The organism is Bacteroides faecium, from assembly GCF_012113595.1.
Taxonomy (GTDB): Bacteria; Bacteroidota; Bacteroidia; order Bacteroidales; family Bacteroidaceae; genus Bacteroides; species Bacteroides faecium.
In genome coordinates this window covers 3,495,838-3,508,027 of the sequence record NZ_CP050831.1, presented here as the reverse complement: position 1 = coordinate 3,508,027, position 12,190 = coordinate 3,495,838, and the positions used below count along the sequence as shown (strand labels likewise).

At 42.6% G+C, this 12,190-nt stretch carries 10 protein-coding genes and 1 pseudogene; 5 read left to right on the top strand and 6 right to left on the bottom strand.

Annotation, left to right across the window (positions count from 1 at the left end):
• Positions 1-145: 145 nt before the first annotated feature.
• The gene (locus tag BacF7301_RS12525; protein WP_167963263.1) at positions 146-1,033 is read right to left on the bottom strand and encodes a HEPN domain-containing protein; all 888 of its coding nucleotides are present in this window, start codon (positions 1,031-1,033) and stop codon (positions 146-148) included.
• Positions 1,034-1,120: 87 nt separating this feature from the next.
• Complete coding sequence (locus BacF7301_RS12520; RefSeq protein ID WP_167963261.1) at positions 1,121-2,875, bottom strand: SWIM zinc finger family protein; 1,755 nt, start codon at positions 2,873-2,875, stop codon at positions 1,121-1,123.
• 144 nt (positions 2,876-3,019) lie between these two features.
• Here BacF7301_RS12520 and bla point away from each other — a divergent pair, with 144 nt between their 5' ends.
• From bla to BacF7301_RS12495, 3 genes and pseudogenes are all read left to right on the top strand, one after another.
• Positions 3,020-3,910 (top strand): class A beta-lactamase, subclass A2, encoded by an 891-nt coding sequence (gene bla / locus BacF7301_RS12515; protein WP_167963259.1) that lies wholly within the window; start codon positions 3,020-3,022, stop codon positions 3,908-3,910.
• A 50-nt stretch (positions 3,911-3,960) separates the two neighbouring features.
• Positions 3,961-5,359, top strand: a pseudogene (locus BacF7301_RS25820) (GNAT family N-acetyltransferase).
• Positions 5,360-5,378: 19 nt separating this feature from the next.
• Entirely contained in the window at positions 5,379-5,906 is a 528-nt protein-coding gene (locus BacF7301_RS12495) for a HEAT-like fold family protein (protein ID WP_167963254.1), read from the top strand.
• A 42-nt stretch (positions 5,907-5,948) separates the two neighbouring features.
• On the opposite strand, the gene BacF7301_RS12490 is transcribed toward BacF7301_RS12495, so the two are convergent.
• The 3 genes from BacF7301_RS12490 to BacF7301_RS12480 form a co-directional block, all read right to left on the bottom strand.
• Positions 5,949-6,623 carry a MarC family protein gene (locus tag BacF7301_RS12490; protein ID WP_167963252.1) on the bottom strand — a complete coding sequence of 225 codons (675 nt, stop codon included), beginning with the start codon at positions 6,621-6,623 and terminating at the stop codon, positions 5,949-5,951.
• 155 nt (positions 6,624-6,778) lie between these two features.
• Positions 6,779-7,243: a MaoC family dehydratase gene (locus tag BacF7301_RS12485; RefSeq protein WP_167963250.1), complete on the bottom strand. Its 465-nt coding sequence runs from the start codon at positions 7,241-7,243 to the stop codon at positions 6,779-6,781.
• 118 nt (positions 7,244-7,361) lie between these two features.
• On the bottom strand, positions 7,362-7,889 hold the full coding sequence (locus BacF7301_RS12480; protein WP_167963248.1) for an SGNH/GDSL hydrolase family protein: 528 nt from the start codon (positions 7,887-7,889) through the stop codon (positions 7,362-7,364).
• A 114-nt stretch (positions 7,890-8,003) separates the two neighbouring features.
• Between BacF7301_RS12480 and BacF7301_RS12475 the strand changes: the two genes are divergently transcribed.
• A complete protein-coding gene (locus BacF7301_RS12475; RefSeq protein WP_167963246.1) occupies positions 8,004-9,683 on the top strand; it encodes an RluA family pseudouridine synthase in 1,680 nt (559 codons plus the stop codon).
• An 81-nt stretch (positions 9,684-9,764) separates the two neighbouring features.
• Positions 9,765-10,754 carry a fimbrillin family protein gene (locus BacF7301_RS12470; RefSeq protein WP_167963244.1) on the top strand — a complete coding sequence of 330 codons (990 nt, stop codon included), beginning with the start codon at positions 9,765-9,767 and terminating at the stop codon, positions 10,752-10,754.
• A 25-nt stretch (positions 10,755-10,779) separates the two neighbouring features.
• Here the strand turns inward: BacF7301_RS12470 and BacF7301_RS12465 are convergent, their stop codons facing one another.
• On the bottom strand, positions 10,780-12,153 hold the full coding sequence (locus BacF7301_RS12465; RefSeq protein WP_167963242.1) for an MATE family efflux transporter: 1,374 nt from the start codon (positions 12,151-12,153) through the stop codon (positions 10,780-10,782).
• Positions 12,154-12,190: the final 37 nt, after the last annotated feature.

The window sequence follows — 12,190 nt, the reverse complement described above, 5'->3', positions numbered from 1 at the left end:
CTGTCACAGCGTTAAGCACTTATAATCTGCAAGTTAGATTATAATCTGTGACAGATGACAGATATATTTTATTTTTTATTTCATAGGATGCTGAATCCTAAGTTCAAGTTATAAATGTGACACCGACTTATTTCACAGAGAACAATTATTCCGCCATCGTATCATATTCCACAATTTTCTCCTTGCACAAGCGTTCAGTAATATCTTTCAGAATATCTACACGGGAAATAAGGTATTCCAGTTGTTCTTGTGAAATACTGAAATCTTTGTTATAGCGAGCTTCTATGTAAGAACGACACAATAAATCAAAGCATTCTTTCTCTGTATCTGTATTTTGAGGGAAGACAGTAGTCAAGTCCATAGAAAAACGCTTTACCATCCCACCAAGTTCTTTGATTTTATGACTCTTCGGACGATAGTTCGTAAAGACCATCAGAATACAATTATAAAGTTTCTCACATGTCTGGTGAAGCAGAAATGCAGAAATTTTATTTTGTTTCTTAGGCAAATAAAATTCATTCACTCCTTCCAAAAGCCCGCAAGCATATGGATATAATTCATCAAATTCTTTTTGCGCAATATCCCGAATTTCCTTAAAACTCAACTTCCGTGGTTTAGCCAATTCGTGTTTGCCACTATTATAAAGCATAATGCCCTCCTTCACTATATCCGTAAAGAAATACTGGCTGATTTCCAAGTTACGGTTTACTGTATTAATATGCTCTACAATAAATTGTGGAAAAGCATGACGACGACCAGCAAACAAGTCATGATATTTATTAGTAATACGATAGAGTTTTTCTTCCACGTGTTTAGTAGATCCGGTCACGACGACAAGAATGTCATAATCACTCTGATAGGAAGTATGAACACCAAATTCTATATTACTGTCCCATAAAACATAATTTCCCCTTGCATAACTCCCGAACAGGATAACCATCTGACAATTACCGATGCTTTTACGCACTAAATTCAGCAAGACTGTCAATTCTTCCTGTGTCCGCTTGGGTAAACGTTTTATAGACTTTTTCATTATCATTCTTATTTGCAACTTTACAAAGGTACGAACTTTGCCATACCCAAACAACAGAGATACAAAAAAACTTATAATAAAGTCTTTTCAAAATTTCTCCAACACTTCCATCATTGCCGGACGGCGTTTATATTTTATCCGAAATTCCGCTACTATGTTTTTCACCGCAGTCTGTCCTCCCTTTAGTTTATGTATGCACGGTAACACTTGTGCGATAAATTCATAATTCCTCCGTCCCATTTTCCGTTCGGCATAGTCATTCAACGAAGAAGTATACATAGCAATCAACTGTTCCGAATGAGTATCCTTCAAATAATGAGCATACCGCATCAATGCTTCCAGTTGATCATATCTAGTTGATGACAACAAGGTGAACAGACGCTCATTATCCTGTTCTTTCACATAGATATCAGCTTCAGCACTTCCACCGAAAGAAAAATAGTTACTAAATTCTGTTTCCTTCATCATCGTATCCAAAAAACTCTTCCATTGTTCTTTCGGAATCAGAGTTTTGAGTTTATTGTAATATGTCAGTTTATCCCTGCCTGTCACAAACAATAGACGACATGTGTCAATTACTTCGGAAGTCCGGTTGGTCGTCTCGTAAATCTTCAGTTTTATTTCCAACCATTTACTATCGGTACCGGGATATATCTCTTCTTTCGCCATCTCTATTCCTTCATCCAGCAAACGGATGGCTTCATCGTATTGGCAACGGACAATCAATTTTTCAACCTCCATCTCCCGTATTTCAGTCAGATAAAGATATTGGCGAATCGTTTCATTCGCTTTTTGCTCTTCATTCTGCTCCAATAGTAAGTTGACTTTGCGAAGAACTAACTGATATAAATCATGAGTGTCCTTTCTTGTTTCAAGAAGTCCATCAATCAATTCCAAGGCTTTTTCTGTCGGCTGAATCGAAAGATTGATTTGCATCATAAGTTCATCTATATCATAGATTCCGTAATTTCGATAAGTAGATATTTCAGTAATCTGACGTAATTCCTGTAGAATTTCCGTCTTTTGTTTCTGAGTTGTTTTAGGATGTCCAACCACTTTCATGAGTAAACCTCCTGCGTGCTCACAATAAAGGGAAGTGCCAAAGTCATCATCATCGTCAACATATAGTAATTCATCCTCATAATTCTCACCGATAGAACGAAGTGTTTGAAGAGCTATGGCAATAGTACTATCCATATCTCCCAGACTCAAAAAGAAGTCTGCTTTCTTCAGATAAATATCCATTCGATTGAAAATAGTTTCCCAATCACGACTGTAATCATTATAACGATTCTGATAACGAGACTTTTTACTGTCACCGGAACTATTAAAAATCTTTTGAATTTCCGTTCTATAATCTTTTCCCTTTGATGTCGAAGACGATTTCTTGAATATAAAACGCTTCAAAAGCGCTGCCTTAAATTCCGGATTCGTTGAGGCATATTCACTGATAAATGTAGAAATTTCTTGCAGACTAATGAATGACAGCAATTGTTTGATGTCCACATCAGGCTGTACAACCTCTTCTTCTTTTGTAACTATTCTCATTTTTGAAAATGCACTACTGCTCACCCGTTTATTATTATCACGGATTGCCAGAAGTACTGCCACGACATGCTTGCAGATTTCTCCATCATACGGACAATCACAGTACCAGGATTCTACTTCCTTTCCGTTCATAGATATTTCCACATTATAATCGTCCGTTCCCTCTACTGTTGCAGTCCATTCACCGGGTGAGGTTTCTTCCAGTTCGGAAACGGCATCCGTATCATAATACTCTTCCCCGCGCATCAATATCTTATAGGAGACAAAGTTCTCAAAATTATCCAGTGTAATCATATGACTAATTTAATACTTGAATGAAAATATAAGATACCACAAATATAACAGAATTTTGGATATCATCCTCACTTTTTCAAATTACTATTCATACCTTTGTGACTTCGAAAGAGAATTAGTAACCCATAAAAAAGAAGATTGATTATGCGCTCATTCATTGTGTTTCTTTGCTTAATCCCCGTCATGCTATTTTCTTGTCAGAGTGTCCCTCTTGAGACTCAATTGAAAGAGGCTATCAAAGATAAGAAAGCCGAAATAGGAATTGCCGTCATCATAGATGGAAAAGATACGGTAACTGTGAATAATGATACTCATTATCCTTTGATGAGTGTTTTCAAATTTCATCAGGCGTTGGCACTGGCTGATTATATGGCGAAACACAAACAGTCATTAGATACTCTGCTAAGAATAGAGAAATCGGATTTGAAACCGGATACGTATAGTCCGCTACGGGATAAGTATCCGCAAGGGGGAATTGAGATGAGCATTGCCGACCTGCTAAGATACACGCTTCAACAGAGTGACAACAATGCCTGCGATGTACTATTCAATTATCAGGGCGGACCGGATGCCGTAGATAAATATATCCATTCGTTAGGTATTAAGGATTGTGCCATCGTCGGTACGGAGACTGCCATGCACGAAGATTTGGATTTGTGTTATCAAAACTGGAGTACTCCGTTGGCTGCTGCCGAATTACTGGAGATTTTCCGGCGGGAACCGTTGTTTGCAAAAGAATACAAGGATTTTATCTGGCAGACAATGGTAGAATGTCAGACCGGGCAGGACCGGCTGGTCGCTCCATTGCTGGACAAAGGAGTGATAGTTGGACATAAGACGGGGACGGGAGATTTGAATGTCAAAGGGCAGCAGATAGGCTGCAATGACATTGGCTTTGTTCTTTTGCCTGACGGACACACTTACAGCATAGCTGTCTTTGTGAAAGACTCTGAAGAGAGTTTTGCGGAAAACAGTAAGATTATCGCTGATATTTCACGTATCGTTTATGAGTATGTGACGCAGTCAGCTAAATAAAAGAGAGAATAGTTAACGGTCGTAACGATAAAAAGAAAATCAGATTAAAAATGAAACTACATCATATCGCTATCTGGACTTTTCAGTTGGAAGAATTGAAAGAGTTCTATGTCCGCTTTCTTGGTGGGAAAAGCAATGAGAAATATGTGAATCCCAAGAAAGGGTTCGAGTCTTACTTCATCTCTTTCGATGAAGGTCCTTCTTTGGAATTAATGAGACGTCCCGATGTACAGAATACGGTGGTGGAAGAAAACAGAATCGGGCTGACGCATCTCGCTTTCACGTTTCCCAGTCAGGCGGAAGTTCTTCGTTTCACGGAAGAGATGCGTTCCGAAGGTTACACCATTGCAGGTGAGCCGCGTACTTCGGGAGACGGTTATTTTGAAAGTGTTGTCCTTGACCCGGACGGGAATCGTATAGAATGTGTATATAAGAAAGAAGATGGAGAAGAAAACTGAAACAGGGGAAACTGTGACGCCCCGTAGCCTTGAGACGGTACGGCTGCTAATCCGCCCTTTCCAAGAAGAGGATGCGGAAACTTTCTTTGCCTGTTGCCAGAACCCGAACTTGGGTAATAATGCAGGATGGGCGCCACATAAGACGATAGAAGAATCGCGGGAGATTCTTCAGAATGTGTTTATCGGTCAGGAGAATATCTGGGCGATAACACTCAAAGATACGCGACAGCTTATCGGTTCCATCGGAATTGTCCCCGACCCGAAGCGGGAGAATCCGCAGGTGCGTATGCTGGGATACTGGCTTGACGAAGCGTATTGGGGCAAAGGATATATGACGGAAGCGGTACAGGCTGTACTCAACTACGGGTTCAACGAACTGCAACTCAGCCTCATCACTGCCAATTGCTACCCGCACAACAAGCGGTCGCAGCAGGTGCTCGAACGGAACGGTTTTATCTATGAGGGCGTGCTGCATCAGGCGGAACTGACATACAATGGAAATATACTCGACCATTTGTGTTACTATCTTCCTAATATATGCCGGGCTACCCCGCAGGATTACGACGAGATTCTGGAAGTCTGGGAAGCATCGGTACGCCACACGCATCATTTCCTCACGGAAGAACATATCCAGTTTTACAAGCCGTTGGTGCGCAACCACTATTTGCCGGCGGTAGAACTATACATTATCCGGGATGCCGATAGAAAGATTGTGGCTTTTATGGGACTGAGCGACGAACTAATCGAGATGCTATTCGTAAATCCCGGTGAGCAGGGAAAAGGATACGGCAAGCGGTTACTGGAATATGCTACCCAGAAAAAACAGATGGATAAAGTGGACGTAAACGAACAGAATGAAAAAGCACTCAGTTTTTACCTTCATATGGGATTCCAAATCATCGGAAGGGACGAAACGGACGGTATGGGAAAACCTTACCCGATTCTGCATTTACAATTGAAAGAAGCGAATATCGAAGAAAATAAAGGTTAACCCTAAAAAATAGAGCTACATGAACCTACGTGCTAAATTATCCGTTCGTTTTCATATCGAAGATATCAGAGAGATACTTCACTTCATACAAGATGACGGACGGCTCAGAGAAGAAGTCTATCAATTTATCTTTGACGAGGACGAGATTGTCTCTTATCAGGCATTATGGGTTTGTACGCATTTCTCAAAAGAAGATGTGGAATGGTTGAGCCGGAGACAGGATGAACTGATTGACGCAGCTATGTCCTGCCCGCACTCGGGAAAGCGAAGGATGCTCCTGAACCTGCTCAGCCAACAGCCGGCTGCCAATCCGCCACGAATGGATTTCCTCGATTTCTGTCTGGAGCGTGTCATAACCCGGCGGGAACCAGGCGGAGTACAGTCTCTTTGCATAAAACTTGCCTATCAACTGACTTGCTCCATTCCTGAGCTGCAACAGGAACTACGCACAATGCTGGAAATTATGGAACCCGAATTGTTGAGTCCCGCCATCCGTTCTGTACGCAGAAATATATTAAAGGCGATGAAAGCTAAGAAAAAACAATAGTAACCTTAATATTTCAATCTCATTCTACAGAGATAAGAAATGTCACAGTATATTCAAATGAAATATCTGGGATATGCCTGTCACCGAAATCTGAATACCGATACAGAATGTAAAAAAGGCTACGAGCTTATTAATGATTTGATTTCCTACCGGTCCCAGCTTCTGGATTATCTTCTGCCCCTGCGAGAGAAATACATAAAGTATGGCAGCCATACAGACAATGACAAGCGCAATGACTAAATAATTAACTCCCGTTTGCAGCAGTTTTCCTTTCACACTGGCGGATGCCATCAAAGTGAATATGACGGATATACTGCCCGGGCCGATACTGATGGGAAACGTGATAGGATAGAATATTTTCTGCTCAATGCTCTTCCATCTGAAACTGTCTACATTCTGACTGGATTCCCCTTTATCGGAAGAGCCCGAATCACCGAGCAACTCCATTGCCGTCTTACAGATAAGTATCCCGCCGCCCAACTGTATCACAGGAATAGCCAGACCGAAAATCAACAGGAACAAATGACCAATGACCAGTGTACCTACACCAATCATTATGAAGTTGAAGGTAAGTTTCTGGATAGCCGTTTTCCGTTGCTGCGGGTCAAGGTTTGTAAAGAACCCGTTTACGACAAAACCGTTCCCTAAAGGATTTATCACCGGGAACAAAGCCATGAACGATGACGAGAATATGATGAGGAGACTACTTAATGACATAGTTCTTAGTTTTTTAATGCTTCATTTACATCTTGAATATGTATTAAAACAGATATAAATTCGTATTGTTCCGGGAACGTATAAAAACTAAGAAAAAACAAGAAGCTGCCTCCCGTTTGGGAAACAGCTTCTTCCTTATGTCATTATGAACTAAATCAATTGAAATAGTACAAGAATACGGCAATACCTTCAAGTGCTTTCTTGGGTTGGTCCTTGATTTCGATGGCAAACTTGATTTCAGCTTTTGCCACACCACGCAGATTCGTCAATGAATGAAGGGTAGTCACCAGGCGGATACTCTGTCCTGACAATACAGCCTGACCGAATTTCATCTTATCCATGCCGTAGTTAATCATCATTTTCAAGTTGTTCACCTGGATTATCTGGTTCCACATATATGGCAGCATTGATAATGTCAGATAACCGTGAGCTATTGTGCTATGATAAGGGCTGTCTACTTTGGCACGTTCCGTATCTACATGAATCCATTGGTGGTCTAATGTCGCATCTGCAAAAAGATTAATACGTTCCTGGGAAAGTTCTACATAGTCAGAAACGCCTATTTGTTTGCCTACCAGTTTCTCGAATTCTTCGTACGAATTGATAATTACTTTTTCCATAGTCTTATCGCTTTATGGGGGTTATTAATCTATTAATTGACGGCAAAAGTAGGAAAAATAAACTGATATGCCATCAATTTTTACGATAAAAGTAGCAACAAAAGAAGTTGGGTATCACTCATAAATTGACGGCTTGTTTCACTGCTTCCGCCAGTATGCTGTAACCTTTACCATTCAGATGCAGGTCGTCGATGGTTAAATCCGGATTCAGTCTGCCATTCAGTAATAAGCGGTCGAATACGTCCAGATAGACAATATCCGTTCCTTGCAATTTTTCATATATTCTCTGATTGAGCATACGGATGAATTTGTTTACCGCCGTACTGTAATCATCATAATCATTTCGTGGAAAAATACAGAACAGGTACGTCTTCAGAGAAGGAACGGCAAGCACCGCTTTCACGTAACGTTCCACATAATCGTCTACATTCTCATCATTCAGCCCGTAAATATCGTTGCTGCCGAATTGTATGACTGCCAGACAATCAGAAGTATCCGCTGCAAAAGATTCCATATAAGCCAATCCTTCACCGGGAGCACCGTAATTCAAGCATTTCCATTGGGGGAAATAAATATCCAGCGCCCAAAATGCCATATGGCTGTTGCCTACGAAAGCAAATTTTGGTATTTCTTCTATCCTATCCATTTTATATTCGCTCAAACATTCGCTTTATTTCATTCAAACTCCAAAACAAATATAGAACAAAATTCGCGGATTTACCTTACTTTTGCACCAATAATCACATTCAAATATAAACCGATGATACATTTTTTTAAGAAGTCCGTATCTCACATTGCGCTACCGGAGAAATTCACTTATCCTTTCCATTATACGCCCCATCCGTTGTGCGTATTGGCGGCAGAGGAAGTGAAAGAGTATATCGCAAGCCGAAAGGAATGGCAGGAAGAATTAGCTCTTGGAAAGATGTTCGGGGTATTGGTTGTACTGCAGAAAACGGAAGGAGCTACGGATAAAGTGAAAGAAGAAGGAACGGACGAAGAAAGCAGAATAGGTTATTTAGCAGCCTTTTCCGGCAATTTGGCAGGAAAGAACCTGCATAGTTATTTTGTTCCTCCTGTTTATGACCTGCTGCAACCGCAAGGATTTTTCAAGATTGAGGAAGAACAGATTTCCGCTATCAACATTCGCATCAATGAACTAGAGAATAGTGCTTCCTATCTTGAGTCGAAAGAAAAATGGGAGATAGAAACCGGACAGGCTCAGGCGGAGTTGAATCAAGCCAAGGCGGAACTAAAAGCTGCGAAAGAATCCAGAGAGATTCGACGCCAGTCCCCAGACGGTATTTCTGAAGAAGAGCAAGCAGCTTTGATTCGAGAAAGCCAATATCAGAAAGCTGAATACAAGCGAAAGGAAAAGTCTTGGAAAAAACGGTTGGAAGAACGCGAAGCGGAAGTTCACCGTTTCAAGGATGAAATAGAAAGGCTGAAAGCAGAACGGAAAGAGCGTTCGGCAGCTTTGCAGCAAAAGCTGTTCGGAGAGTTTCGGATGTTGAATGCGGTGGGAGAAGTAAAAGACTTATGCACTATTTTTGAGCAGACCGTACAGAAAGTACCGCCCGGTGGTGCGGGTGAGTGCGCGTTGCCCAAGTTGCTGCAATATGCGTATCTTCATCAACTAAAGCCGTTGGCTATGGCTGAGTTTTGGTGGGGGGATTCTCCGAAAAATGAAATCAGGCATCATGGTTATTATTATCCTTCCTGTAAGGGAAAATGTGAGCCAATTCTGCAACATATGCTTCAGGGGTTGGAAGTAGACGAGAATCCGTTATTGGATAATGTTCATAAAGATACGAGACTGGAAATCGTATTTGAGGATGAGTGGTTATTGGTAATCAATAAACCGGCGGGAATGTTATCCGTGCCGGGAAAGGCAGAGGACATGGATTCCGTTTATCACCGCTTGAAGGAAAAATATCCCGATGCGACGGGGCCTATGATTGTACACCGGCTCGATATGGCAACTTCGGGATTATTACTTGTCGCCAAGACAAAAGAAGCCCACCGGCATTTGCAGGCACAGTTCGAGAACAGGAGTATAAAAAAACGATATATCGCTTTACTGGACGGAGTCATAGCAGAGGCCGAAAAGGCAGGAAGAATCTCACTTCCTCTCTGCCTGAACCCTCTCGACCGTCCCCGACAAATGGTGAGTGAAGAACACGGGAAAGAAGCTGTTACTGAATATCAGATAATCGCAAAATCAGAGAAATATACCCGTATCGCTTTCTATCCGCTGACCGGACGCACCCATCAGCTACGCATACACGCCGCTCACCCGAAAGGATTGAACCGCCCCATTCTTGGAGACGAACTCTACGGCAAGAAAGCGGACAGACTTTATCTTCATGCCGAGTACATAGAATTCCGCCATCCTGTCTACGGAGATATTATCTGCATACAGAAAGCACCGGATTTTTAGGAATTTTTTCTCAAGTCATGAACCAAAACCTTTTTGAAATGTATATAGGGGTATTATTAACTTTCAAAAAAGAACCTGACTATGAGTATCAAATTTCATGTTACAAAGTATTTGGCTGTATCCGCATTAACAATGCTGTTACTGGGAGCTTGCTCCAAAAACAACATTTATATTGATATCGCCGACCCTGACGGAGAAGAGAACAGTGGCAATCCATCCGGCAATAGTGGAAACGATAACGGCAATCCTTCCAAAGAAAGTGCCTTAGTTACTTTCAGCGCATCAGTGGAAGGAAGAAATATTACCCGCTCCATGTCTCCTATGGGCAAAGGATTGCAAAGCTGGCTATGTGCTTATCTTTCCAACACCTCGAACACCATAACGGGTGCTCCCGTTGCCGAAGGCAGTTACCTCACATCGTCTCCCGGAGTGCTGACTGGAAACAACGGATACAAAATGTATCTGAGTAATAACATTTATAGCTTCTATGCTGTATCCTGCAATTCCAAGAACCCCGCCCCTACCTTTACCAACGGAATATCCGAAGCGTTATCCAACGGAGTGGACTACCTTTGGTGGCATGCCGTACATCAGGACATCGCCAGTTCACAAATCAATGTCCCCATCACCTACCAGCATGCTGCCACACAAGTGGTTGTCGCCATTGCCGGTGGAGAGAACATCACCTTGAACAAAATTATCTCCGCCACCATCACTCCGCCGAAACCGGGCGCAATCATGGATTTGTCAACAGGGATTATCTCTTCGGAAGTCAGTCTTGCCAATCCAGTCAATATGGGAATCAACGACTTCACCGTACAATATATCATGCTGCCCGTGAAAAGTACTTCTCCCCTGACCCTGAAACTGGAGTTAATGGTAAACGGGGAAAGTTTCTCACGTACCTACACCACCCCGCTCGCTCCGCCCGACAACCTCTTATCCGCCGGAAATTCATACCTGTTCCGTGCGGTCATTAACGAGAATTCCGTATCATTCGCCAATGTCAGCGTAAAAGAATGGACAGAAGTAGACGAAAGCGGGAATCCGCTATATCCGGTACAGGACTAACCCTTTCCGGTTGCGTAAACCGGCATTATGCCGCAGTTTGCGCAACCGGACTATTTGTTAATACCTGCCTCTTCAATCTCCTGTAAACATAGATGAAAGCAGGAACCAGGAACAAGTCGGCAGCTATCCAAGCCATCGGGTCACCGTAGCAAACGGCAAGAAAACCGAAAGCAGGAACAGCATAAAGGCTGACGAGAATACGGGCAATCATTTCCGCCACTCCGGAGAACATGGCTAGATTCGTAAAGCCCACTCCTTGGATGGTATAACGCAAGATGCATAATAATCCAAGCGTAGGGAAGAACATACAGGAAATATGAAGGAAAAGTTCCGTATCCAACAGAATCTCCGTTTCTGACGGGTCTACAAAGATTAGGGCAAAGTATTTAGCTCCCAGCATCAAGAGCACGAAAGTAAATGCGGCATAGACAATCATCATCAAGGCACTTGCCTTAATCCCCTGCCAGATACGTTCCGGTTTGCCTGCACCGTAATTCTGTCCGCTATACGTTGCCATGGCAATACCCAGGCTCTCGAATGTACAGATAAAGAACATCTTGATACGCATGGCCGAAGTAAAGGCAGCCACACAGGCTGTACCCAATGCATTGTTCGCACTTTGCAGCATGATACTGCCGATGGCAGTAATAGAAAATTGCAGTCCCATAGGCACACCGATATAGAGCAGCGTCTTAGCCAGTCTCGGCTGAAACCGGCGTTCCTTCGGGGAACTCTGCAAAATATCAAACTTGCGATACATATAAATATAACAGAGTACGGCCGAAAGTCCCTGTGAGATAACCGTAGCAATGGCAGCTCCCGCCACTCCCCAGTCGAGCACCAGAATACAGAACAAATCAAGAACAATATTCAAAACCGTAGAAAGAAGCAGAAACCAAAAAGGCGTCTTGCTGTCTCCCAACGCACGGATAATGCTTGAAAGAAGATTGTAGAAGAACGTAAAAGGCACACCGATAAAGGTGACAAGCAGATAAGCATACGCTCCTTCGAAAATATTCTCCGGCGTACGCATCATCCGAAGAATATCCGCACACAAGATACTGGTGACGACAGCGATAGTGACAGACATCACCAGAGAGAGCTTCAGACTGACGGATATATAACTGCGCATCGTGCTATAATCCCTCGCTCCGAATTTCTGCGCCACGGGAATCCCGAAACCACCGCAACACCCGTTGCAGAATCCTAGAATAAGGAACACGACCGATGTGCTGGCCCCTACCGAAGCCAACGCGTTAATTCCCAAAAACTTTCCAACGATTGCCGCATCGACAAGCGAGTACGTTTGTTGCAGCAGATTGCCGAGCAAAAGCGGCAGTGTAAACTTTAAAATAAGCGGTAATGCCGGCCCTGCCGTCATTTCTTTAGAAGTTGCCATACGTCTATGTTCTAAAATTGCGTGCAAAGATACGGAA

What these genes read in the sequence shown, in the direction of transcription:
- BacF7301_RS12525 (WP_167963263.1), bottom strand. Translation starts at nt 1,033, where the DNA reads ATGAAAAAGTCTATAAAACGTTTACCCAAGCGGACACAGGAAGAATTG.
- BacF7301_RS12520 (WP_167963261.1), bottom strand. Translation starts at nt 2,875, where the DNA reads ATGATTACACTGGATAATTTTGAGAACTTTGTCTCCTATAAGATATTG.
- bla (WP_167963259.1), top strand. Translation starts at nt 3,020, where the DNA reads ATGCGCTCATTCATTGTGTTTCTTTGCTTAATCCCCGTCATGCTATTT.
- BacF7301_RS12495 (WP_167963254.1), top strand. Translation starts at nt 5,379, where the DNA reads ATGAACCTACGTGCTAAATTATCCGTTCGTTTTCATATCGAAGATATC.
- BacF7301_RS12490 (WP_167963252.1), bottom strand. Translation starts at nt 6,623, where the DNA reads ATGTCATTAAGTAGTCTCCTCATCATATTCTCGTCATCGTTCATGGCT.
- BacF7301_RS12485 (WP_167963250.1), bottom strand. Translation starts at nt 7,243, where the DNA reads ATGGAAAAAGTAATTATCAATTCGTACGAAGAATTCGAGAAACTGGTA.
- BacF7301_RS12480 (WP_167963248.1), bottom strand. Translation starts at nt 7,889, where the DNA reads ATGGATAGGATAGAAGAAATACCAAAATTTGCTTTCGTAGGCAACAGC.
- BacF7301_RS12475 (WP_167963246.1), top strand. Translation starts at nt 8,004, where the DNA reads ATGATACATTTTTTTAAGAAGTCCGTATCTCACATTGCGCTACCGGAG.
- BacF7301_RS12470 (WP_167963244.1), top strand. Translation starts at nt 9,765, where the DNA reads ATGAGTATCAAATTTCATGTTACAAAGTATTTGGCTGTATCCGCATTA.
- BacF7301_RS12465 (WP_167963242.1), bottom strand. Translation starts at nt 12,153, where the DNA reads ATGGCAACTTCTAAAGAAATGACGGCAGGGCCGGCATTACCGCTTATT.